Origin of the sequence: Gemmatimonas sp. (assembly GCF_031426495.1) — a bacterium.
Taxonomy (GTDB): domain Bacteria; phylum Gemmatimonadota; class Gemmatimonadetes; order Gemmatimonadales; family Gemmatimonadaceae; genus Gemmatimonas.
In genome coordinates, this window is sequence record NZ_JANPLK010000021.1 from 108,427 (window position 1) to 131,888 (window position 23,462).

Below are 23,462 nucleotides of genomic sequence, written 5' to 3' on the forward strand. Positions count from 1 at the left end.
TCGGGAGAGGCACTCGGTGGCTCGGCAGGGGTATCGGTCGACAAGGGCCGGGCTCGGGCCCGCGTCGCCCGTGCAGCAGGTGGTTGCTCCGGACTCGCACCAGTATCGTGCGAGTGGTGCATTCGCGCCATGGGAGGTCGGGATGGGCCCGCGGCTTGCCGTGTATCACTCGCTGCTCCACATTCGCCCCCATGATGCGACTGACTCTCGCGGCCCCCGCCGCGCTCGCGCTGGCCTGCCTCTCCGGTTCGGCCCGTCCCACGCCGACGGCGGCGCAAGCGCTCCCGAAAGCGATTACGCCGTCGCTGGTCGTGCTGATCACGATCGACCAGTTCCGCGCCGACTATCTCGACCGCTATCCCGGTCAGCTCACGGGTGGACTGGCACGGCTGGCGCGAATCGGTGCCCGGTTCGACAACGCGCATCATGATCACGCCATCACGGAGACCGCCCCCGGGCATGCCACGCTGTTGTCGGGCCGCTTCCCGCGCTCCACGGGGATCATGCTCAACCGCGTCGGCGTGGAGGACAAAGCCTTTCCACTCGTCGCCGGCGGCTACGGCACCGGCGCCTCGCCAGCGCGCTTCGTCGGCACCACGCTCGCGGACTGGATGAAGAGCGCCAACAGTAAGACGAAGACGCTATCTGTCTCGATGAAGGATCGCGGCGCGATTCTGCCGATCGGCAGGTCGAAGAGCGATGTGTACTGGTATTCGATAGACGGGCGTTTTCTCACCAGCACGTACTACCGCAAGGATCTGCCGGCGTGGGTGCGTGAGTTCAACGAACGCGTGCCGGTCAAGGCGTACGCCGGCCGCACGTGGTCGTTGCTGCTCGCCGACAGTGCCTATCACGAGCCGGACAGCGTGAGCGTGGAGATGGGTGGGCGTAATTTCGTCTTTCCGCACAAGCTCACCGACGACCTGATCGACGCCGGCAGCGAGATCCGCATTACGCCGTACATGGACGACCTCACGGTGGAATTCGCGCTGCACGGCGTGAATGCGATGGAGCTCGGCAAGGGACCGCACACCGACCTGCTGGCCATGTCCCTGTCGGCCACCGATGTGATCGGCCACAACTACGGCCCCGACTCGCGCGAGATGCACGATCAGGTGCTCCGGGTGGATCGCACCATCGGCCTCTTCCTCGACTCGCTCTACAAGCTGCGCGACTCCACGAAGATCACGATCGTCGTGACCGCCGATCACGGCGTGGGCAGCATTCCCGAGATCGCGCCGGCGTCCATTCAACCGCGCCCGCTCCGTGTCTCACTGTATGACTTGATGCCGGCCACCGTCGCCCGCTTGCAGGCCAAGAAGCTCGACACGTTCGCGATCGATCTCGACGTGCAGATCCTGCTCGCCAATCGCGCGGCGTTCCGGAAGCAGACCGATCTCGACATGATCGTGAACGCTTTCGCCGATGACGCCCGTAAGGTGCCGGGGGTCGCACGGGTCGACCGCTTCGCGACCCTGGTGGCCGACACGCTTGGCGACGACATCGCGCGACGCTGGGCGCATCAGTTCCCCGCGACGTCGGCGATCGAACTGGTGGTCACGCTGACTCCGCTTAGCACGTGGGGGGGAAACGTGGCCTCACACGGCTCGCCGCGGGAGTATGACTCGCACGTCCCGTTGATCTTCGCCGGTGCCGGTATCAAGCCGGGCACGCACTCCCAGTTCGTGCGCACCGTCGACCTGGCACCGACACTCGCCGAACTGCTTGGCGTCAAACCCGCGGAGCGCCTCGACGGCGTCCCGCTGAAAGACGCGCTGCGTTGGCCGCGCTGAGCGACGCGCGGCGCATCACGTTGGCCGAGGCGCTGGCGCGCTTCGATGCGTTGCCGGCCGTGACGACAGCGGAGATGCTGGGCGAGTGGCGCGGCTCCGGCGTGCCCACCGGTCACGACATGGACGGGTTGCTCGAGACCTATGCGTGGTATGGCAAGTCGTTCCTGAGCGACGAGGCCGTCCATCCGCTCGTGTTTCGCACGCGGGCGGGCGAGAAGTACGCCATCGATCCGCGCCTGATTCCGCTGTCACTGTCGCGCTACCACGCGCTGAGCCGGCACATCGTGGCGCGCGCGCTCTTTACGTTGGCCACGCCGCTGCTGCGCACGCGCACTCCGCGGGCGCGATTGCGCGCCGTGACCTACCGGGGCGTGACCACGGCCGCGATGGTGTATGATCACCTACCGATTATCGACTGCTTCCGGCGGGTCGACGACGATACCGTGCTCGGCGCCATGGATATCCGCGGAGCCGCACCATTCTTCTTCCAGTTGGAGCGGGACGCATGAAGCTGGCGCGTTGGCTGATGGGGGCATTCGTGCTGGCCGTACCGCTCCTGCTCGGACTCGCCACTGTCTGGGCACCCGACAAGCCGGTCGCGATGCTGACCGCGCGCTGGGCGCCGCCGCCTTCGCGCTTTCTGGCGCTCAGCGGCATGCAGGTGCATCTACGCGACGAGGGGCCGCGTTCCGATTCGGTGCCGATCGTGCTGGTACACGGCACATCGGCCAGCTTGCATACCTGGGACGGCTGGGCCGCCTCGCTGCGCGGCGCGCACCGCGTGATCCGCTTCGATCTGCCCGGCTTCGGCCTCACGGGCCCATCGCCCGAGCAGGACTACACACTCGCTGCGTACACGCGTATCACCCTGCGGCTGCTCGACTCGCTCGGGGTGTCGCGCTTTGCCATCGCGGGTAATTCACTCGGCGGCGAGGTGGCGTGGCATGTCGCAGCCGCCGCACCGGAGCGCGTGGCGGCGCTGATTCTGGTGGATGCCGTGGGCTATCCGATTGTCTCGCAGAACGTGCCGATCGGCTTCCGCATGGCGCGCACCCAAGGACTGGCATGGCTCTTCACGCGTATCCTGCCGCGCAGCGTGGTCGAGTCGAGCGTGCGCAGCGTGTACGGTGATCCGTCGCGCGTGACCGATTCGCTCGTCACGCGCTACTACGAGCTCACATTGCGTGAAGGCAATCGCGGGTCACTGCCTCGTCGCTTCGCGCAGAGTAAAGATGGCGCAGATTCGGCGACCATTGCAACGCTCCGCGTGCCCACACTCATCATGTGGGGCGGGCGCGACGGACTCATCCCGCCTGATCACGCGGGACGCTTCGCACGCGACATTCCCGGCAGCCGCATTCAACTCTTTCCTGACCTGGGCCATGTACCGCACGAGGAGGACCCCGTGAGGACTGCCGCCGCAGCGCGCGGCTTTCTCGAGTGCGCCGCGTGTCCTTCAGGTCGCTAAAAAGGGTTCACGCGAAGCTCGCGAAGAGCGCGAAGGTTCGCGAAGAAAAGCCAAAATTGAATCGCTGTTCTTCTCGTGCCTTCGCGTTCTTCGCGAGCTTCGCGTGAACTATCAGGGGGCAGCCAGTCGCACCGGCGCCGCCGAAGCTCCGAAGCACCGCAACGGCTGCGATCAGCTTGGCGGATCCTTCATGCGCGTACGTGTTACGCCCGTCATGATGCCGATGCCGAGCAACACGAGGCAGGCGATGATGATGTACGTCGACGCGACGCCCATCACGGAAAGTCCCCACGCGACGCCGCCGATGAAGACGAAGAAGCCGACGAGGTAGAGTCCAAAATTCATAAGAGGCTCCGGGATTGAGTGATTCCCGAAGCCTCCCATGCAATTGCTGTGCTCGCGGAATCCTTACCGTCCCGCGTTCACCCGTACCGAGAGCCCCTCCAGCCGTTCACCGGCCGCCCTGAGCGTCTCTTCACGCTTGGCAAAGTGAAAACGGATGAGATGATTCACCGGTTCGCGGAAGAAGCTCGAGCCCGGCACGCCGGCTACCCCGATCTCCTTGATCAGCCATTCCGAGGCCAGCGTGTCGTTGGCAAAGCCGAGCGCGGTGATGTCGACCATCACGTAGTAGGCGCCCTGCGGCTCGGTGAACGGCAATCCGGTGCTGCGCAGAATATCGAGGAAGATCTCGCGCTTGGCGCTATAGCGCTCGGTGAGACCGTGATAATACGAATCGGGAAGTTCGAGGGCGCCCACCGCCGCCTCCATGAGCGGCGCCGCTGCGCCGACAGTGAGGAAGTCGTGCACTTTCTTCGCCTGCGCGATGACACCGGCCGGCGCGTGCACATAACCCAGACGCCAGCCGGTGATCGAGTACGTCTTCGACAGCGAATTGCAGGTGATCGTACGCTCGAAGGCGCCCGGCAGGGTATTGAAGTAGGTGTGCGTGTGCGGCGCGTAGATGATGTGCTCATACGGCTCGTCCATGATCACCCAGGTGTCGTACTGCTGCGCGTACTTGAGGATGATCAGCAGCTCCTCGCGCGTGAACACCTTGCCGCTCGGGTTCGACGGGTTGCATACCACGATCGCTTTGGGACGCTGCGCGAACGCGGCGGCCAGCACGTCTTCGTCGAAGTTGAAGTGCGGCGGATGCAATGGCACGTAGATCGGCTCGGCGCCGGAGAGAATCGCGTCGGCGGCGTAGTTCTCGTAGAACGGCGAGAAGACGATCACCTTGTCGCCCGGATTGCAGGCGGTCATCATAGCCACCATCATCGCCTCCGTGCTGCCGCAGGTGACCACGAGTTCGGCGTCCGGATCAACTTCGATGCCGCTGAAGTGCGAGATCTTCTTCGCCAGCGCGGTGCGGAAGCGCGGCGCGCCCCACGTCACCGCATACTGATGGAATGGCCCGCGCGTGGCGCGCTCCAGCCCCGCGAGCAGCACTTCCGGTGGATCGAAGTCCGGAAATCCCTGCGACAAGTTTATCGCGCCGTGCTGATTCGCGAGGCGAGTGGTGCCGCGAATCACGGATTCGCTGAAGACGGAGAGACGCTGGGCAGTCGTTGGCATGGCCTCGACATATACCGCGCGGTGCGGGTCGGCGCTACCTTCGCGCCATGCCTACCCGCACCTTCTGGCTGATCAGCGGATCGGGGCTCGCCCCCTTCCTCGTGTGCCTCATCATTGCATACGGCACACCCGATGTCAGCGCGCTGCACGACGCCGCTGTCCGGACTTTTCTCGTGTACGCCGCGCTCACGCTCAGCTTTCTGGGCGGAGCGCGCTGGGGTGCCGAACTCACCCGGGCACCCGATGCGCCGAACCTGCGGCGCATGGTCGCGGCGGCAGCACCGTCGGTGGTCGGCTTGGCAGCGCTGTTGCCGCAAACACCGCTCAAAGTCGCACTCGGCTTGGCTATGCTCAGTGGTGGCATCCAGCTCGCGTGGGATGTCGCCGCCTCTCGCGAAGGGCTGCTGCCACCCTGGAATGCTCGTGTACGCACCGTGATGACGGCTGCCGGCACGCTCTGCAGTCTCGCGCTGTGGCCCGCGATCGCATGACGAATTCGGACATGCTCCCGGACACCCTGCGCGATGAGCTGTGCGCGCGACTCGGCGTGGCGCTCGGAGCGCCGACCGAGACGCAGCTGGCACGGGTGTATGCCGCGTGGTGTCGGCAGGTCCCGTTCGACAACGTGCGCAAGTTGATTGCGCTGCGCGAAGCACACGTGCCGCCGCTCCCTGGATCGAGCGCTGTCGACTTCTTCACGCATTGGCTCTCCGACGGAACCGGCGGCACGTGCTGGTCGTCAAGCCACGCACTGTTTACGCTGCTCACGGCCCTCGGGTTCACGGCGAGACGTATCGCCGGCTCCATGCGTGATACCGGAATCGTCACGCACGGCAGCGTCATTGTGACCATCGACGAACAAGAGTGGCTGGCCGACTCGTCCGCGCTCACGAGCCGACCCGTCCCGATCTCGGGCGATGCGTATCGCGACACCGATCCGGTATTCGCGACCGAGTGGCAACGTGAGGGCGACACCCACGTCCTGCGGTTCGCGGGCGCACCGGGGCCTGAGCTGACCCCGTGTCGGTTTCTGGTGGATCCCACCGACACGACCTACGTACACCAACGCTACGAGCTCTCGCGTACCTTCGGCCCGTTCAATCACTTCACGTATGCGCGCCGCAGTGTACGCGACGGGTTCGTGGTGCTACGCGGACCGGTGCGCTATCACCGCACGGCACAGGGCATGGCTTCGAGCACGCTCGACCGCGACGGCATCCTTCACGTCCTGGCACACGATATCGGCATCTCCCCCGCCATGCTCCGGCAGTACGAGGCGTGCGGCGCGCTCGATCTGAACTTCCTGCCCCTGCCGCAATGACGGCCGCCGACGTCACGACGAGCGCAGCCGAGTCGGGATTCGCGATCGCGGCTCGCCGGCTGCTGCCACTGCTGTTCGTGAGCTACATCGTCGCGTTCCTCGATCGCGTAAATGTCGGCTTCGCGAAGCTGCAGATGGCCTCGGACCTCGGCTACTCCGACGCGGTGTATGGATTCGGCGCCGGCATCTTCTTTCTTGGCTACTTCCTGTTCGAAGTGCCCAGTAATCTGTTGTTGGAGAAGTACGGGGCGCGGCGCTGGATCGCGCGCATCATGTTCACGTGGGCGATCGTCTCCGGCGCCTTCGCGTTCGTCGACCGGATTCCGTGGGGACCGCTTCCCGCCCTCTTCGGTGTCGCGCCGATCGAGTTCGGGTTCTATGCGCTGCGTTTTCTGCTCGGCATCGCCGAAGCGGGATTCTTCCCGGGCATCATTCTCTATCTCACGTACTGGTTTCCCGCCGCGCGGCGCGCCCGCACCGTGGCGCTCTTCATGACTGCCGTGGCCGCCGCCAACGTGATCGGCGCGCCGGTGTCCGGCGCGATCATTCAATACGCTGACGGCATGGGTGGCTTGAGCGGCTGGCGCTGGCTGTTCGTGTTGGAAGCAATCCCGTCGGTGATCGCGGGCGTCGCGATCTGGGTGCTGCTGCCCGACCGTCCGGAGCAGGCCGCGTGGCTTACGCCGGAACAGCGCGGCGCGATCACGGCGCAGCTTGCGCAGGAAGACCGCGACGCGCACGGGGCGGCGGTCGGATCCGCGCCGGGCGGCCCGCACAGTGCGGTGCAGGCGCTGCGCAGTGGCCGCGTGTGGGTGTTGGCGTTGGTCTATCTGGCCGGCACGTTCTCGCTGTACGGCGTGAGCTTCTGGATGCCTACCATCGTGCAGGAGTTGGGCATAAAGAAAACCGAGTACCTCCAGATCGGGTTGCTCAGCATGATTCCGTGGGGCACGGCCGGTGTGGCCATGGTGTGGGCCGGCGCCCGCAGCGACCGCACGGGCAAGCGTGGCCAGCATGTGGCCGGCTCGCTGTTCGTAACCGCCACGGGACTCGTGTCCCTCGTGCTGGTGGGTGCGCACGTGGTGCCGGCGCTGATTGCGCTCTGTTTCGTGACGGCCGGCGTGCTGTCGTTTCTCGCCACGTTCTGGTCGCTGCCCACGGCGTTTCTCCGGCAGACAGCGGCCGCGGCTGGCATCGCCTGGATCAACGCCGTCGGCAATCTCGGCGGACACTTCGGCCCTGATATCATTGGCCGCATTCGCACGGCGACGGGCAGCGCGAACTATGCCTTTCTGTTTCTGGCGGCGCTGGCGGTGGCAGGGGCGCTGCTCACACTCTTCGGTACGGGTGCACGCACGCGAATCATGACGACACAGGAAGCCTGACGATGTCGATACCAACGCAGATGGCGGGACGTGGTATGTGGGCCGCGATCCTCGTGGGGGCGCTGGTCTCTCTTGCCCCGCAAGCGGCGATGACGCAGGCGTCGCCCGCCGCCACCGCGATCGACCGTGCGCTCGCCGCCAGTCAGTGGCGCGAGGCGGTGCGCTTGCTCGACAGCGCCCTCATCGTGACGCCGCGCGACGCGACGCGCCTGCAACAGCGCGGTCGCGCCCATCGCGAGCTCGAGGAGTTCACACAGGCCCTGGCCGACTACACGCAGGCGATCGCGGTAGACCGGCGCTTCGCCGCCGCCTACGGGGGGCGCGCAATCGCGCAGCAGCGCATGGGCAACGGGAACGCCGCCTTCGCCGACATCGACAGCGCCCGAGCCCTCGGCATGAACGACCCGCAACTCGACCTGGTGGAAGGGATCGGGCACATGATGAACGACGACGGTGCCAAGGCTTGGGCCCGCTTCGACAAGTATGTCCGCGCCGTTCCCGATGCCGCGCAGGGCTGGTTTCTGCGTGGTCGCGCCGCGGGCATGGCGGGGCGCGAGGCCGACGCGGAGAAGGACTTCACCGCCGCGATCGACCGGCGGATGGCGGGGCCGGAGGTATACACGCTGCGGGCCATGGCGCGGGTCGCGCTGGGGAACACCACGGGCGCCTGTGCGGATCTGACCGAGGCGGCGAGGCTCGGCGACAAGGCCGCCTCGGCCACGGTCGCCAAGAACTGTCGTTAGCGCGAAGTCGTGCCGTCAGGCCGTCGCGCGCGCCCGGCCTTGTCGGAGGCCGACCGCGAGGAGCACGGCGCCGCCGACCGAGAAGGTGATCGCCCCAAACGCCGTGCCGGCGATCACCGTCTTGGCGCGCTCGCGTTCGCGTAGCGTGTGACCGGTGGCCGCGCCGAGCATCGCGACGACGCCGATAAGCCGAGCGATCATCACGCCATGCCGCCGGGGCATGCGGGGAAGGCGGCGTTCGGCGGTGCGCGCTTCGAGGGGCCGATCGCCGTCGCGCCACTGCCACAGCGCGCGCTGGCGTACGATGCGGCGCCAGAGCAGCAACGTCACGACCGCGAAGATGATCGTGCACCACAGCTGCAGCGCGTCGTGCAACGGTACGCGTCCACCGAAATGGGGCACGGGTGTACGCAGGAACGGCAGCCACGGGACCAGCCAGCCGGAATGGTTGCCGTGCGTGATGCCGTCCAACAGCACATGCGACATGCCGCCCAGCCAGGCCGAGTAGGCCACCCGCACCCAGTCCCGACCGGTGCGCGGTGGTCGAATGGCGGCCAGATCGTGGGGGCGCCACCACGCGTGGTCGGGAACGTACGGGAGCAGCGCGGGAATGAGCAGCGCGCTCGTCACCCACGCGAGTAGCATGGTCAGGGGGACCGTGAACCAGCCCTGCGCCGCCACGGTGTGGCTGAGCAGCCAGTCGTCATGCATGCGCCCAATGAACTCCAAGTCGGGGGCCATACTCCCGATACAGAGCGCGATTCCCGAGAACCGCGCAGGCCATCGCAGCTTGAGCGGCAGAACCAGCGCCTGATGAGACAGTAGTGTGGCGGGCATTGCGCTCCAGTGTCGTGACGATGTCGGCGTGGTGCAGCGTCATTTATCAGTTTCGTCCGGCTTCCCGACGGAGGTCCGACGATCGCGTCGCGGGTCGGCGTCGGTCCGGCTACAGCTCTGCAACGCCGGCCGACGGCGGGGGAATCATGTGTCCGGCAGGGGGCCCCAGTCGTCCATGCCGCAGAGCGCAGCCATGCCGGAGCCAAAACATGGCCATGGGTGCAGATCCCACACGTTTTCCAGTGCCGTGACACCGTGCCCCAATTAGACCGCGTATTAGCACGCCTCGAATCAGGCGCCGCTAGTCAGATCATTCTCGAGGCCGACGCCCCTATCCGCTGTATCACCCCGAGCGGTCCGCAGGCGATCAGCCAGCAGGTGTTGTCGAGCAAGCAGGTGCTGGCGCTTGTGAGCGAAATGGCCGACGCGGACCACAAGGCGTCGGTGGCGACCGGTCGCGGCATCCGGTTTCTCTACACGTGGAGCGCCCAGCAATGGGTGGTGGAGCAAGACGGCCACTCGGTGCAGACGCGGCTGACCGTTCGGAAGCACGTGGAGGAGGCAGCGGTCGAACCCGTGGCATCGGCCATCACGTCTGCATTGGAGAACGCACCCGAACTCCGTCGCTATCGTGCCTCTGATGCTCCCTTCGAGGATCCGGCCGACGGCTCACGCGACCGCGAGAGCTTTGAAACGCTGTTGCTCGAGCAGGTGCGTCGTGGGGCTGCCGACTTGCACCTGCGCGTGGGCGAGCCGCCCATCCTGCGCCTAGGTGGCGACCTGATTCGCATCGAAGATCAGCCGATTCTCGACGACGCGTCGGTGGCGCGCATGGTGCGCTCGATCATGCCGGCCAAGAACAAGGCGGAGTTCGACGAGCACTGGGACACCGACTTCGCGCACGAGATCACCGGGGTGTCGCGGTTCCGCGTGAATGTGTTGCGCGATCGGAATGGCGTGGCCGCCGTGATCCGCACGATCGCCAGCACGACCGTCACCGTGGAGCAGATGGGCATCACCCCTGAAGTGCAGCAGCTGTGCGCGCTGACCAAGGGACTCGTACTCGTCACCGGCCCGACCGGTTCGGGCAAGTCGACGACGCTGTGCGCGCTGGTCGATCTGATCAATCGGTCGCGTCACGATCACATCATCACGATCGAAGATCCGATCGAGTTCGTGCACCAGAGCAAGAAGTGTCTGATCACGCAGCGACAGGTCGGCGTGCACACGCAGTCGTTCAAGAGCGCCTTGCGCGCTGCGCTGCGCGAAGACCCGGACATCATTCTGGTCGGTGAGCTGCGCGATCTGGAGACGATTGCCATTGCGCTGGAAACCGCCGAAACGGGTCATCTCGTGTTCGGTACGCTGCACACCTCCACGGCGGCGAGTACGATCAATCGCATCGTCGATCAGTTTCCGGCCGACCGACAGGATCAGATCCGCGTGATGCTGGCCGAATCGCTCAAAGGCGTGGTATCGCAGACGCTGTGCAAGAAGATCGGCGGCGGACGCGTGGCCGCGCGCGAGATTCTGCTCGTGAACAAAGCCGTGAGCTCGATGATCCGTGAAGGCAAGACCGTGCAGATCAACAACATTATTCAGACCCAGAAGAAGCTCGGGATGGAGACGTTGAACGACGCGCTGATGAACCTCGTCAAGAGCAAAACGGTCGAGGCCGAGGAGGCGTACGTGAAGTCGGCCGAAAAGAAGGACATGGCCTCAAAGCTGCGCGCGCTAGGCTACAACCTCGACGGCCTGGCCTCCGAGGAGTAGGAACGGGCGTCACGGCTGTCAGGCGATTCACCACAGCGAGACACGGGAATAGCCGACAGCCGTCCGGAGGGGGCTCGATCATCCTTCATGCCTATGACTACACAGGCATCCCTTCCGGTGATCATTCAAGGCGGCATGGGCGTCGGCGTATCGCGCTGGTTGCTTGCGCGCGAAGTCTCTCGCCTTGGACAGCTGGGCGTCGTGTCCGGCACCGCGCTCGACTCGCTGCTGGTGCGACGACTGCAGGACGGCGATACGGACGGCGAGATGCGCCGCGCGATCGACGCCTTTCCGATTCCCGAGGTTGGCGCGTCGGTATTGCGACGCTACTTCCTGCCCAACGGACGCGAGGGGCAGCCGTACACGCTGCTCCCGCTGTACAAGCAGCACGTGAGCGTGGCCCGTCAACAGCTCACGATGCTCGCCAACTTCGTGGAAGTGTTTCTCGCCAAGAGCGGGCACGATGGCGTGGTGGGTATCAACCTGCTCACGAAGCTGCAGCTGCCGAATCTCGCGTCCCTGTACGGTGCGATCCTGGCCGGTGTCGACTATGTGCTGATGGGTGCCGGTATCCCGCGTGAGATCCCACTCGCGCTCGATTTGCTGGCTGCGAACGCACCCGCCTCGCTTCGTTTCGACGTGGAGGGTATCGCCGCCGCCGATGCGCCGTTGCTCACGTTCGATCCGGTCGCCCACGGCGCCGACGCGACGTGGAGGCTCACGCGTCCCCGCTTCCTCGCCATTGTGGCCGCGAGTTCGCTGGCCGCCACCCTCGCCAGAAAGGCCTCGGGGCGCGTGGACGGCTTCGTGGTGGAAGGACCGACCGCTGGCGGCCACAACGCGCCCGCGCGCGGTGGCGGGGCGCTGTCGGCCACCGGCGAGCCGATTTACGGTGAGCGAGACGCCGTCGATCTGGCCAAGATGCGTGAACTCGGCCTTCCGTTCTGGCTCGCCGGCGGCACCGGTTCGCCGCAACAGCTGCAGCACGCGCTGACCGAGGGCGCCGCCGGCATTCAGGTCGGCACGCTGTTCGCCTACTGCGACGAGTCGGGCTTTGAAACCGAACTCAAGGCGACGGTCCTCGAACATGCGCGCATGGGCGATCTCGCCATTCGCACGGACCCGCGCACCTCGCCCACCGGCTTCCCGTTCAAGGTCGTGTCGTGGCCCGGACATCCGGCGACGCTCGAACGCGAGCGTCGCTGTGACCTGGGTTACCTGCGCAACGCGTATCAGCGCGACGACGGGCGCATTGGCTATCGCTGCCCGGCCGAGCCGGAACAGGACTACGTGAACAAGGGTGGACTGCTGGCCGATACCATCGGACGGCAGTGCGTGTGCAACGGTCTGATTTCCGCCGTCGGGATGCCGCAGGCACTCCACACCAACGAATCCACCAACGAACCCACCAAGGACGAGGAACCGGCGTTGATCACCAGCGGCGACGAGTTGCTGCACATCGGCGCCTTCCTTGGGAGCCGCGCGTCATACACGGCGCGCGACGTGGTGGAATACCTCCAGTCGGGCGGCTACGCGTCGTCCTGAGAGGCGGTCGCATCGGTGCCGCCCGTCAGCAACACGCGGGTATCGCACACAATGCGATCCGGCAACTCGTCGAGCGGGAAGTCGTTGCGGTCGGTGCCGAACGGCGTAACCAGCGCATCCCGCAGCACGAAATACTTCACGTACGCGCGGTACGAGAACGGAATCGGCGTGTTGCGAATGCGTTCACAGGCGCCGGTGATATCGGCGAAGGCGAGCAGCACGCGGCGGTGCCGACGCCGGCAGCTGCGCGGCGAGTCGGTGCGCGTCGAGTTGGTGCGCGAGACCGCAAAACTCGACGAGGACGACGATCCAGGTCTTGGCTACACACGTGATCATGCGCGAGGCATGGTGGTCACGCCGGTGTTACTTCGCGGCAGCGGCGCACTCCATCTCTACCCGCGCGCCGAACAGCAGCGTGGCCTGCACCGCGGTACGCGCCGGATAGTTGCCGTTGCTGAAGTAGCTGCGATACACCTCGTTCATGGCGGGCCACTCTTTGAGGTCGGCCAGAAACACGGTGCATTTCACCACGCGGTCCATGCCGACGCCGGCCGCGGCGAGCGTGCGCTTGACGTTCTCGAGCAGCTGACGCGTTTCCGGTTGAATGCCACCGGGCACCAGCGTACCGTCGGGCTTGGTACCGAGCGTGCCCGACACGAATAGGATATTGCCGACGCGCACCGCGGGCGAGAACGGGTTGGCCGGCGGTCCGTCGGGATGAATGAACTGCGGCTCGGCGCTCGTGCGCACCGACTTGCGACAGGCGGACGCGAACGGCACCACGGCCATGAGGGCCAGCGACGTGATGTGTCGTATAGCCACGGGCAGAATAGACGTCATCCGACATCTTCCCGCCGCTCACGCGGCGTGTCAAGTGTCCCGGCACATCAGCATCGCGAGACCCGTGACCATGGCATAGCATTGAGGCATCACTCCTCCCTCCATCACTGACCGAGTTATCCCATGTACGCCTCGCTCGCGGCGTTTCACGCCTCCTGGAAGTACGAATCCGACAGCACGCGGAAGCTGTTCGACGGTCTGACCGACGCCTCGCTGTTGCACGAGCTGTTCCCCGGTGGACGCACCGTCGGCCGTCTGGCCTGGCACATCGCCCAGTCGATTCCCGAGATGCTGAACCGCACGGGCCTCGCGGTCAGCGGCGCCGGCGAGCATGACGCCGTGCCCGCGCACGCTGCGGAGATTGCCGCCGCCTATCGCACCGCCGCCGCCTCACTGAGCGAACAGCTCTCCACGAAGTGGACCGACGCCACCTTGTCCGAAACCGACGACATGTACGGCGAAACCTGGCCGCGCGGTGTCACGCTCGATGTGCTGATCAAGCATCAGGCGCATCACCGCGGCCAGCTCACGATCGGCATGCGCCAAGCCGGACTGGTCATTCCCGGCATGTACGGGCCGGCGAAGGAAGAATGGAGCGCGATGGGAATGGCGGCGCCGGAGTGAGGTCGTAACTGCCAGGGGCGCTAAGAATCAACGGCGCTAAGAGTCAAAAGCGCTAAAAGTCAAAGGCGCTAAGAATCAACGGCGCGAAGAACCAACGGCGCGAAGAACCAACGGCGCGACGCATGGAACGCGAAAACGGCGAACCGCGCTCTGAGCGCTGGTTCGCCGTTTACTCTTAGCGCGGTTGATTGTTAGCGCTGCTCACTCTTAGCGCCGTTGATTCTTAGCGCCTTTGGCGGTTTACCGCCGCGCTACTGGTTCCATTCGCATCACGGCGCTTGGCTTCTGCTGCTGATCGTCGATGGAGAAGTAGATGAAGCCATCCGGTCCCTGTCGCACGTCGCGGATGCGTCCCTGGTTGCGCACGAGGTTGTCCTCGACGTTGAACACCTTGCCGTCGTACGTGAGACGCACGATGCGCTGGCCGGCGAGTCCGCCCACGAAGAAGCTGCCCTTCCACGCCGGGAACTTGTCGCCGGTGTAGATCATGAGGCTCGACGTTGCAATCGAGGGCACCCAGACGTTCTTCGCGTTCTCCATGCCGGCCTTCATCGTGCCAGCGTGAATCGCGACGCCAGGGCCGTAGTTCACACCGAAACCGACCACGGGCCACCCATAGTTGAGCCCCTTCTGGACCAGGTTGAGTTCATCGCCGCCCTGCGGGCCGTGCTCGGTGGCCCAGACGTCACCCGTGGTAGGGTGAATCGCGAGGCCCTGCGGATTGCGATGGCCATAACTCCAGATCTCCGGCTTCGCGCCGGCCTTGCCCACGAACGGATTGTCGGGCGGCACGCGGCCGTCGTCGAACAGGCGAATGACTTTGCCATGATGGTTCGACAGGTCCTGCGCCGGATGCTTCTCGAGATCACCACTGGGCGGCGCCTGACGCTCGCCAACAGTGATGAACATCATGCCGCTCTTGTCGAACGCGATGCGGGAGCCGAAGTGGCCCGGCGCACCCTTCGTGTCGGCCACGAAGATTTCCTTGGCGTCGACCAACGCGTTGTTCTCGAAGCGACCACGCACGACGGCTGTCGTGGCCGCCCCGCCACCCGTGGGCTTGGAGAAGCTGAGGTAGATCAGCTTATTGGTGGCGAAATTCGGATGCGCGACCACGTCGAGCAGTCCACCCTGACCGCGGTACACCACTTCCGGCACGCCGGTCACCGGCGTCGGCAGCAGCTTCCCGGCGCGGACGATGCGGAGACGGCCGGGACGCTCGGTCACAAGCATGTCGCCGCCGGGGAGGAACGCCATCGACCACGGCTGCACGAGACCATCGGCCACGGTTACCAGACGGTAGTCGTGCGCCGACGACTTGTAAACGGGCGACTGCGCGATCGCGGGGACCGCGCACAGCGCGCTCGCCGCAGCGGCGAGCAGGAACGTACGACGAACCATCCGGAAATCTCCTGGTAACGGAAAGGGGCAGCCTTGGTAATTTAGCGCCCGGCGAAGCTCTGCAGCACCCGCACCGTATTCAGGTGCACCTGCACCGTGTCCCGCACGTCCCGGCCATACCCGCCGGACATGGTGGCACACACCGGCACCCCGATCTCCCGGCACATATTCAGCACGAAGCCGTCGCGGCGGTACAGCCCCTCGAAGGTCAGCTTGAGGCGCCCCAGCTTGTCGCCTTCATGCGGATCGGCGCCGGCCAGATACACCACCAGGTCGGGGCGCGCGTCGCGCAGCACCGCGGGCAGATGCGTCTCGAGTTGCGTGAGATACTCCGCATCGCCGGTGCCGTCGTCGAGTTCGACATCGCGCGTGCCCGGCACCTTGTGGAACGGAAAGTTCTTGGCGCCGTGCATGCTGAACGTGTACACCTGCGCGTCGCCGGCAAAGCAGCCATGCGTGCCGTTCCCCTGATGCACATCGAGATCGATGATGGCCACGCGACGGACACGCCCGTCGCGCTGCAGCCGGCGGATCGCCACCGCCACGTCGTTGAAGGTACAGAACCCTTCGCCGCGATCCGGGAACGCGTGGTGTGTACCGCCCGCCAGGTTCATCGCCACGCCGTGCCGCAACGCCGACTCGGCCGCCTCGCACGTCCCCTGCACCACCCGGTACGCGCGCTCCACGAAACTCTCCGACCACGGCAACCCGATCCGCCGCTGCTCCGCCGCCGGCAGCGTGCCGTTGGTGATGTGATCCACGTACTCGCGTGTGTGCACCAGCAACAGATCGTCCACGCTAACCCGCTGCGGGTCGTGCAGCCGCTCGGGTGGCACGAGTCCCTCGCTCAGTACGCCCTCCCGCAATAGCTGATACTTGGACATCGGAAACCGATGCCCGTCAGGGAGCTCGATGGCGTACTTGGATGACGACCAGAGGTGGAGCATGCCTAAACGCTAACGTCGGTACTTGGAAAAGATGACACAGGGCAAAAGAGAAAAAGAGAAAAAGAGTTTCTCCTTTTCTCCTCTTCTCTTTGCCTCTGTGTGATCAGTTCAGCAGTCTATGGAAGCCATACGAAACTCACCGACCCGCCTTCTCCAGCTCGGTCGCCATGCGCGTGTAGAAGCGGAGTTCCGACCGCTGATCCGACGTCGGCGCACCAGTGTAGCGCGCCACGGCGCCGTAGAGTCCCGAGATCCGCGCGCTCAACTCGCTCGACTGACGCTTGCCGTCGCGCGTGGCCGCATCCGTGCCGGTCTTGGCCCGCCACCGCTCGGCAACCGATGCATGCGACGTCGCCAAGGCCGCGATCTCGCGATGGAACGCCGTCCAGGCCGCCCGTTCGGCGCGCGACACCGCGATGCGCGGGTCATCCTTCACCACCACGCGCTGCTGTTGCGACTTGCCGCCGGAGGACAGCCGCACGGTGTACGTACCGGGCAACACCAGCGGCCCCGGCGTCGTCGCGCTCGGCCCTGCATCATCATCTTCACCACCGCCACTACGAATGGGCAACTCGGCGTAGCGCAGATTCCACACGATGCGGTTCACGCCACGAACACTCGGCGGCTTGAGCGCTTGTACGGTGCGACCGGCGCTGTCGAGCACCGTGAGCTCCACCGCCGTTCCCGCGTCGCGCACCCAATAGTCGATCAGCGCGCCATTGGCCGGGTTCTCGCCACGGAAGATCATGTCGCCTGTGTGCGGACGCAGATTCGTGGTGCGGATCTGCATGGCTGGCTGCATGCTGAACAAATGCGCCGCGCTGGCGGCCACGGCCGGCGTGAGCTCCTGCAGCGCGTTGATCTGGTCGAGAATCCACAAGCCGCGCGCGTGCGACGCCAGAATCAGGGTGTTGTCGCGCGCCTGAATCGTGATGTCGTTGAACGGCATCGTCGGCATGTTGTTGCGCAGCGGCAGCCACTGTCCGCCCGCATCGGGCGAAATGAACACGCCGAACTCAGTGGCGACATAGAGCAGCTTCGGGTTGCGCGGATCCTCTCGGACCGTGCGCGTTACGCGATTGGCCGGCAGCCCCGCATCGATGCGACGCCACGAGGTACCGAAGTCGGTGGTGACGTACACGTAGTTCGTGAAGTCGTTGCTGCGATGGTTGTCGACCACGACGTACGCCGTGCCCGCCGCATGACGTGACGCTTCCACGCCGGCGAACCACGAATCCTTGGGTAGTCCCGGAAAGCGGGTTTGCACATCGGTGAACGTGGCGCCGCCATCACGCGACACACGGAAACGACCATCGTCGGTACCGACGTACAGCACACCCCTCATGCGCGGCGATTCGGCCAGCGCCGTGACACCCGGGAAATACGGCACGCCGTCGTCGAGCGACAGCGTGTTCTCACCCGGCAGGCGTCCCATAAGTGGCAGTCGCGAGCGATCCACGCCCGTACTCATATCACCGAGATCCTTCCAGGTGCGTCCGCTGTTCACCGACTTGAACAGATGCTGCCCACCGGCGTACACCGTGGCCGTATCGTGCGGCGAGATGATGAACGGCGCATCCCAGTTGGCCGGATGCATCGCGTTGCCTAATACCTGTTCGGCGCCCCGCTTGCCCCATGTTTCCCAGTTACGACGACCGGCGATGTGTCCGGTGGAATCCCCGGGGCGGATGTCCTGCACTTCCCACGTCTTCGTGTCGTTGCGCTGCAACCCCAGGAACTGCGAGGCCGAGTACACCGTGCGCGGGTTGAGCGGATTCGGCGTCACGTGAAAGCCGTCGCCGCCGCAGAGGCGCGAGAAGTGATCGTTCAGCACGCCACTCGTGGTCCAGCTGGCGCTCGGTCCCATCCAGCAACCGTTGTCCTGCAAACCGCCGTACACGTTGAACGGCACCGCGTTGTCGGTGGTCACACGATAGAACTGCGACAGGGGGAGCGAGGTGACGTACAGGAACTTGTTGCCGCGATCGTAGCTGATGCCGATGCCGCCGTCGTCGAGCTTCACCACGTGACGACTGTTGCTCGGATTCACCCACACGAAGCGGTCGTCGCCATGCGTGGTGGTGCGCGGGGCGGTGAACGTCTTGCCGCCGTTGTCGCTGAACGAATAGGCGTTCAGCATGTAGATGCGCTGATCATCATTCGGATCGATGATGACCTGACTGGCGTACATCGGGCGCGGATTCCAGTCGCTCATGAACGTCCACGTGGCGCCGGCGTCTTCACTGCGATACACGCCCGCCTTGCGCACGATGTACGCCGTGCTCGCGTTGTAGCGCGCGCCCTGCTCGATGCTGACGGTGAGGATTTTCGGATTCTTGCGATACACTCCAATGCCGATGCGGCCGTACTCGCCCTCGGGCAGGCCGTGTCCCGTGAGCTTGGTCCACGTTATGCCGGCGTCGGTGCTCTTCCAGAGCGCGCTGCCGGGACCACCGCCGTCGAAGCCGTACGCGCTGCGACGACGCTGATACGTGGAGGCATAGAGCACATTCGGGTCGTTCCAGTCCATTGCCACATCGGTGGCGCCCGTCTCGTCGTCCACGAACAGCGTGCGCGTCCAAGTGCGTCCGCCGTCGGTGGTGCGATAGAGCCCGCGATCCCCGCCGGCGCCCCATACCGATCCCTGCGCCGCCACGTACGCGATGTTCGGATCGCGCGGGTGTAGTTGAATGCGTCCGATGTGCATGCTGGTGGGCAGTCCCATGTTCTGCCACGAGACGCCGCCGTCGCTGCTCTTGTACACGCCGTCGCCCCAGCCCACGCTCTGGCGGCTGGCGCGCTCGCCGGTGCCCACCCAGATGATCTGTGGGTTGGGCTGAAACACGGCGACATCGCCAATCGAATGCACCGGCGCCTCGAAGGTCGAGCTCCACGTCACGCCGTTGTCGTTGGTGCGCCAGAGCCCGCCGGTGGCACCCGCCACGTACCAGGTGCTCGGGTTCGACTCGACGACATCCATGTCGACCACGCGGCCGCTCATGGACGCGGGACCGATATTCCGCAGGCGAAGGCCGCCGAGGTCAGCCGCAGATACCGACGTTGTCGGCTGGGCGTGCAGAGCGGCAGGGAGGGCCCACAGCAGGGCCGGGAGCAGCAAACGAGAAGGACGGACGCGCATAGGGCACCAGGGTCGGCGGGAGACAGGTGAACGCCGGAGCAATATGCGGCGTATTGTTGGAGATCGCTGGGCTTCCTGCTTTGCGCTCGGCTCACTGCTTTACCCGACCAAGGATGCGTCTCGTGTTCCGACCCGCACGTCTTGCTGCCACGGCCATGGCCCTGCTGACCGGTGCCTCCGTCGCGCTCTCCGCGCAGAACCGCCCCAACGCCACCAAGGTGGCGCGACCGGAACGTCCGGTGTGGCCCGACGAGGGTCCGCGTACGTGGGCGCCGCGTCCGACCGTATCGGCGATCACCGCCAACGACCTTCGCACCCGCCTCTACCAGTTCGCCGACGACTCCATGCAGGGCCGCCGCATCGGGGAGAAGGGCAACTTCAAGGGCACCGAGTACATCGCCAGCGAGTTCAAGCGCGTCGGCCTCAAGCCGGCCGGCGACAGCGGCACCTACTTCCAGACGCTGCCGTTCGGCCCCACGCAGTTCGACAGCAGCGCCTCGGCGCTGCGGGTCGGCGGCGCCGCGTTTGCGCCCAAGCGCGACTGGATTCCGACCGCGCCCACGGCACAAAACGGCTTCGGCGGCAAAGCGGAGCTCAATGGCGTGCCGGCCGTCTTCGCCGGCACCTGGGGCGACACCGCGGTGATGCTCGATCCGGAGGCGTTCAAGGGCAAGGTGGCGGTGTTCCTCGCCGCGCCGGGCGCTGGCGCCTCGGGTGGCGTGCGCGGACCGGTGTCGTTCGTGAGCTGCGCCGACGTGCCCAACAAGTTCGGCGTGAATGCGATTCTTGCTGCCGACAAGGTGGCGGCGTCGACGCCGGCCCGCGCCGCAGCTCCTGCCGCGGCCGCCGGTGCCCGTGACACGCGGGCCCGCCGCGCCGGTGCCGTCGCCGTACTCGTGATCGGCCTTGACGACATGACGCCGGCCACGGTCAACGCAGCCTTCGAAGGCCGCAACGGCATGCGTCCAACGGCGGCGGTCAACGCCGACGCCCCGGCCGGCGCGACGATCTCGCGCAAGACGGCTGAACAGCTGTTCGGCAAGCCGATCTCCGAAATCACCGTCGGTACGGTCGGTCAGCCGATCACAGCATCGTGGAACCAGACGTGGCGTCCGGCGGCGTATGCCGCGCGCAATGTGATCGCCGTGCTCCCTGGCTCCGATCCGACGCTCAAGGAGGAGTACGTGTTGGTGGGCGCGCACAACGACCACGTGGGCATCAACACCACGGTCGTCGATCACGACTCCCTGCGCGCCGTGAACTTCGTAACGCGTCGTCAGGGCGCCAACGATCCGACCTGCATTCCCACCGCGGAGCAGCAGGTGAAGATCAATGCGCTGATCGCGAAGGCGCGCGCGGCCCGCCCGGCCCGCAAGGACTCGATCATGAACGGAGCCGACGACGACGGGTCCGGCTCGATGGTGCTCTTGGAGCTGGCCGAGAAGTTCGCCAAGGAGAAGCCGGCGCGTTCGGTGATCTTCGTGTCGCACCAAGGTGAGGAGGGCGGATTGCTCGGCTCGCGCTGGTTCGTCGACAACCCGACCATCCCGATCGAGAAGGTGGTCGCGGCGCACAACATGGACATGGTCGGCAAGGGCCGCGTGGATCAGGTGAAGTTCGGCGGACCCAACTCCGTGCAGATGCTGGGCGCGCGTCGACTCTCGCGCGACTTCGGCGACATCATCGACTCGGTGAACGCCAACAGCCCGGAGCCGATGGCGATCGACAAGAGCTGGGACATTCCCGCCAACCCGCTCAACCGCTTCTGCCGCAGCGATCAGGTGAACTACGTTCGCAAGAACATTCCTGTCGTCTACATGTCGCTCGGCTACGGTCCCGATTACCACATGCAGTCGGACGAGGCGCGGTACATCGACTACGATCACGCCGCGCGCCTGGGACGGTTTGTGCACGACGTGATGACGGCCGTGGCCAACCGGAAGGAGAAGCCGGAAATCGGCGGCGCCGACCCGACCTATCCGAGCTGCAATCGCTAACTTCTGGGTGATGAGACGTCGGGACGGCATGGCAGCGGCACCCGTTATTGTTGCCGCTACCACCGCTCAGTAGTTTCTGAAGGTGAACCTTCCCTCCGCAGGCCGATCGGCGTCGAGACTGCTCAGTATTCGTGGTCGGCTGCAAATAGCCGCGTTGGTGGTGGCTGCCGTCATCATCTCGCTGGCGTTTCTGCGCGCCCGCGAGCGCCGCACGGCAGAAGAACGCCGGATCACCGAGCAGTCGCAGCAAACGGCGGCGATCGTGGCCCGATCGCTTGATGCGACGATCGTCAATGCCCACACATTGCTGAACAGCGTGCGCCGGCTGGTCGACCCCGGCGCGACGCCGGAAATCAACGATCAACTGCTGCGCGACCTCTACGCGGATTCGCCGGTTCCGTACTCGAATATCTACATTGTCGATTCGCTCGGAAACAACGTGGGCGCGGCCATGCTGCCGAGCAACGGAAGGGCGAGCTTCACGCGATGGACTCCGGCGCACTTCCAAGATGCGTTGCGCACCAAGCAGTTCACGGTCGGCGTTCCCACTCGCTCACGAACCCTCGCCAGAAGTCCGTGGGTGCTTCCGTTCATCACGCCGATCCTCTATTCCTCGACGGGACGCGTGAAAGCCATGGTGGGCGCGTCGGTCCTCCTCGACTCGCTGGAGGCAATGCGCGTCGCCCGCTCGCTGCCGCCTGGGTCGATCCTGTCGGTGATCGACTCCGCCGACCGCATTGTTTTGCGTTCGAAGGATGCCGACAGGTGGATCGGCAAAGTCTTTCCGCAGGAGCCGCGTCCGTCTGTCATGCAGGCACCGCTGGCGTGGGGGACATTCGTCACCAGCTCCATCGACAGCGTGGAGCGACTGTTCGGGGCGCAGACCCTCACGCAGATCCCTTGGCGGGTGTACGTCGGCATCCCTACCGAGTACGCGTTCGGCCCGTCGCGCACGCAGTTCACGCAGGACATGGTGCTGGGCCTGCTGTTCAGCCTTACGGTGGTCGTGCTGGGTTACTGGATCATCGCGCGCTTCGTGTCGCCGATCGAGTCGCTGACAAGAGATGCGCGGGCCATCTCCACCGGCGACATGGCGCGCCGCTCGAACATCGCCAGCAACGACGAAGTCGGTACCTTGGCCCGGACGTTCAACACAATGGCCGACGCGATCGTGGAGCGGAATGCGGAGCTCGCCGCGTCGCAGGAACAGCTCCGACAGGCGCACAAACTCGAAGCCCTTGGTTCATTCGCCGGCGGCGTCGCCCACGACTTCAACAACTACCTGTCGTCGATCATCGGGCATAGCGAGATGGCGCTGGCCGATCTCCCCGATGCGTCGCCGGTGCGCGATGACGTGGAAGGCGTCCTGGCGTCTGCCCATCGCGCCGCCGAGCTCACACGGCAGATCCTGATCTTCAGCCGCCAGCAGGCGATGGCGCCGCAGGTGCTCGATGCCAATGACGTCGTCACCGGCATCGAACGCATGATCGCGCGCCTGCTCGGGGAGTCCATCGCGCTGACGTTGTCGCTCGAGTCGCAGCTCGGGGTGATACGCGCTGATCGTGGGCAAGTCGAACAGGTGCTGATGAATCTGGCCGCCAACGCGCGCGACGCGATGCCGGGTGGTGGCCGCTTCCAGATCACCACGTCGCAGGTCGATCTGGGCGACCACGAGCTAGACGCGCCGACGCTCCCCGCCGGCCGCTACGTGCAGATCAGCGCCTCCGACACGGGCACCGGCATCTCCCCGGCCACGCGCGAGCGAATGTTCGAGCCGTTCTTCACCACGAAGGACCGCGGACGCGGCACCGGACTCGGTCTCGCCCTCGCGTACGGCATCGTGCAGCAGTCGGGCGGGGCGATTCATGTGGCCAGCACCGAGGGCCGCGGTTCGACGTTTCACATCTATTTTCCGGTGGCGACTGGAGAGCCGGCTGCGATCAACGCGATCAAGGCGATCAAGGGGTCAGAGTCGTTGTTCGCCACGATCAAAGACTCTGACCCCAAGTTAGCCCCCCCCCCCCGTGGGGGGGGCGGCGGGGGGGATAGGCTGGTAGAATAAGACGCTGCC

General features: G+C 65.6%; 20 protein-coding genes. 12 read left to right on the forward strand and 8 right to left on the reverse strand.

The annotated features are described in order from the left end of the window. Positions 1-191: 191 nt before the first annotated feature. From RMP10_RS06865 to RMP10_RS06875, 3 genes are read left to right on the forward strand one after another with little or no spacing between them, the layout of a single operon-like run. Positions 192-1,793 (forward strand): alkaline phosphatase family protein, encoded by a 1,602-nt coding sequence (locus tag RMP10_RS06865; protein ID WP_310569628.1) that lies wholly within the window; start codon positions 192-194, stop codon positions 1,791-1,793. Continuing rightward, positions 1,781-2,302 carry a DUF4334 domain-containing protein gene (locus tag RMP10_RS06870; protein WP_310569629.1) on the forward strand — a complete coding sequence of 174 codons (522 nt, stop codon included), beginning with the start codon at positions 1,781-1,783 and terminating at the stop codon, positions 2,300-2,302. Before RMP10_RS06865 ends, RMP10_RS06870 begins: the two co-directional genes overlap by 13 nt. Beyond that, positions 2,299-3,261, forward strand: coding sequence for an alpha/beta hydrolase (locus tag RMP10_RS06875; RefSeq protein WP_310569630.1), 963 nt, complete (start codon positions 2,299-2,301; stop codon positions 3,259-3,261). Before RMP10_RS06870 ends, RMP10_RS06875 begins: the two co-directional genes overlap by 4 nt. 171 nt (positions 3,262-3,432) lie before the next feature. On the opposite strand, the gene RMP10_RS06880 is transcribed toward RMP10_RS06875, so the two are convergent. Both RMP10_RS06880 and RMP10_RS06885 read right to left on the reverse strand, forming a co-directional pair. Beyond that, positions 3,433-3,606, reverse strand: coding sequence for a hypothetical protein (locus tag RMP10_RS06880; RefSeq protein ID WP_171226883.1), 174 nt, complete (start codon positions 3,604-3,606; stop codon positions 3,433-3,435). 63 nt (positions 3,607-3,669) lie between these two features. Then, on the reverse strand, positions 3,670-4,839 hold the full coding sequence (locus RMP10_RS06885) for an aminotransferase class I/II-fold pyridoxal phosphate-dependent enzyme (RefSeq protein ID WP_310569631.1): 1,170 nt from the start codon (positions 4,837-4,839) through the stop codon (positions 3,670-3,672). A 47-nt stretch (positions 4,840-4,886) separates the two neighbouring features. Between RMP10_RS06885 and RMP10_RS06890 the strand changes: the two genes are divergently transcribed. From RMP10_RS06890 to RMP10_RS06905, 4 genes are read left to right on the forward strand one after another with little or no spacing between them, the layout of a single operon-like run. Continuing rightward, a complete protein-coding gene (locus tag RMP10_RS06890; RefSeq protein WP_310569632.1) occupies positions 4,887-5,330 on the forward strand; it encodes a DUF3429 domain-containing protein in 444 nt (147 codons plus the stop codon). Positions 5,331-5,341: 11 nt separating this feature from the next. Then, positions 5,342-6,160 (forward strand): arylamine N-acetyltransferase, encoded by an 819-nt coding sequence (locus tag RMP10_RS06895; protein ID WP_310569633.1) that lies wholly within the window; start codon positions 5,342-5,344, stop codon positions 6,158-6,160. Further along, positions 6,157-7,545 carry an MFS transporter gene (locus RMP10_RS06900; protein WP_310569634.1) on the forward strand — a complete coding sequence of 463 codons (1,389 nt, stop codon included), beginning with the start codon at positions 6,157-6,159 and terminating at the stop codon, positions 7,543-7,545. Before RMP10_RS06895 ends, RMP10_RS06900 begins: the two co-directional genes overlap by 4 nt. Before the next feature lie 2 nt (positions 7,546-7,547). Beyond that, positions 7,548-8,288 (forward strand): hypothetical protein, encoded by a 741-nt coding sequence (locus RMP10_RS06905; protein WP_310569635.1) that lies wholly within the window; start codon positions 7,548-7,550, stop codon positions 8,286-8,288. A gap of 15 nt (positions 8,289-8,303) precedes the next feature. Here RMP10_RS06905 and RMP10_RS06910 read toward each other — a convergent pair whose 3' ends face one another. After that, complete coding sequence (locus RMP10_RS06910; RefSeq protein WP_310569636.1) at positions 8,304-9,125, reverse strand: DUF4184 family protein; 822 nt, start codon at positions 9,123-9,125, stop codon at positions 8,304-8,306. 255 nt (positions 9,126-9,380) lie between these two features. Here RMP10_RS06910 and RMP10_RS06915 point away from each other — a divergent pair, with 255 nt between their 5' ends. Together RMP10_RS06915 and RMP10_RS06920 are read left to right on the forward strand one after the other, a co-directional pair. After that, on the forward strand, positions 9,381-10,898 hold the full coding sequence (locus RMP10_RS06915) for a type IV pilus twitching motility protein PilT (protein ID WP_310569637.1): 1,518 nt from the start codon (positions 9,381-9,383) through the stop codon (positions 10,896-10,898). A gap of 93 nt (positions 10,899-10,991) precedes the next feature. Continuing rightward, positions 10,992-12,443, forward strand: coding sequence for a nitronate monooxygenase (locus RMP10_RS06920; protein ID WP_310569638.1), 1,452 nt, complete (start codon positions 10,992-10,994; stop codon positions 12,441-12,443). Here the strand turns inward: RMP10_RS06920 and RMP10_RS06925 are convergent. Both RMP10_RS06925 and RMP10_RS06930 read right to left on the reverse strand, forming a co-directional pair. Next, complete coding sequence (locus RMP10_RS06925) at positions 12,428-12,664, reverse strand: hypothetical protein (protein ID WP_310569639.1); 237 nt, start codon at positions 12,662-12,664, stop codon at positions 12,428-12,430. The genes RMP10_RS06920 and RMP10_RS06925 overlap by 16 nt on opposite strands. Before the next feature lie 142 nt (positions 12,665-12,806). Continuing rightward, positions 12,807-13,265: a RidA family protein gene (locus RMP10_RS06930; protein ID WP_310569640.1), complete on the reverse strand. Its 459-nt coding sequence runs from the start codon at positions 13,263-13,265 to the stop codon at positions 12,807-12,809. Positions 13,266-13,406: 141 nt separating this feature from the next. Between RMP10_RS06930 and RMP10_RS06935 the strand changes: the two genes are divergently transcribed. Continuing rightward, positions 13,407-13,907 (forward strand): DinB family protein, encoded by a 501-nt coding sequence (locus tag RMP10_RS06935; RefSeq protein ID WP_310569641.1) that lies wholly within the window; start codon positions 13,407-13,409, stop codon positions 13,905-13,907. Positions 13,908-14,147: 240 nt separating this feature from the next. On the opposite strand, the gene RMP10_RS06940 is transcribed toward RMP10_RS06935, so the two are convergent. The 3 genes from RMP10_RS06940 to RMP10_RS06950 form a co-directional block, all read right to left on the reverse strand. Further along, on the reverse strand, positions 14,148-15,308 hold the full coding sequence (locus tag RMP10_RS06940) for a PQQ-dependent sugar dehydrogenase (protein WP_310569642.1): 1,161 nt from the start codon (positions 15,306-15,308) through the stop codon (positions 14,148-14,150). Positions 15,309-15,349: 41 nt separating this feature from the next. After that, positions 15,350-16,255 (reverse strand): histone deacetylase, encoded by a 906-nt coding sequence (locus RMP10_RS06945; protein ID WP_310569643.1) that lies wholly within the window; start codon positions 16,253-16,255, stop codon positions 15,350-15,352. A 136-nt stretch (positions 16,256-16,391) separates the two neighbouring features. After that, positions 16,392-19,394: a hypothetical protein gene (locus RMP10_RS06950; protein ID WP_310569644.1), complete on the reverse strand. Its 3,003-nt coding sequence runs from the start codon at positions 19,392-19,394 to the stop codon at positions 16,392-16,394. Between the two features lie 122 nt (positions 19,395-19,516). Between RMP10_RS06950 and RMP10_RS06955 the strand changes: the two genes are divergently transcribed. Next, positions 19,517-21,391 (forward strand): M28 family peptidase, encoded by a 1,875-nt coding sequence (locus RMP10_RS06955; protein WP_310569645.1) that lies wholly within the window; start codon positions 19,517-19,519, stop codon positions 21,389-21,391. 82 nt (positions 21,392-21,473) lie between these two features. Beyond that, positions 21,474-23,453: an ATP-binding protein gene (locus RMP10_RS06960; RefSeq protein WP_310569646.1), complete on the forward strand. Its 1,980-nt coding sequence runs from the start codon at positions 21,474-21,476 to the stop codon at positions 23,451-23,453. The last annotated feature ends 9 nt before the right edge of the window (positions 23,454-23,462 follow it).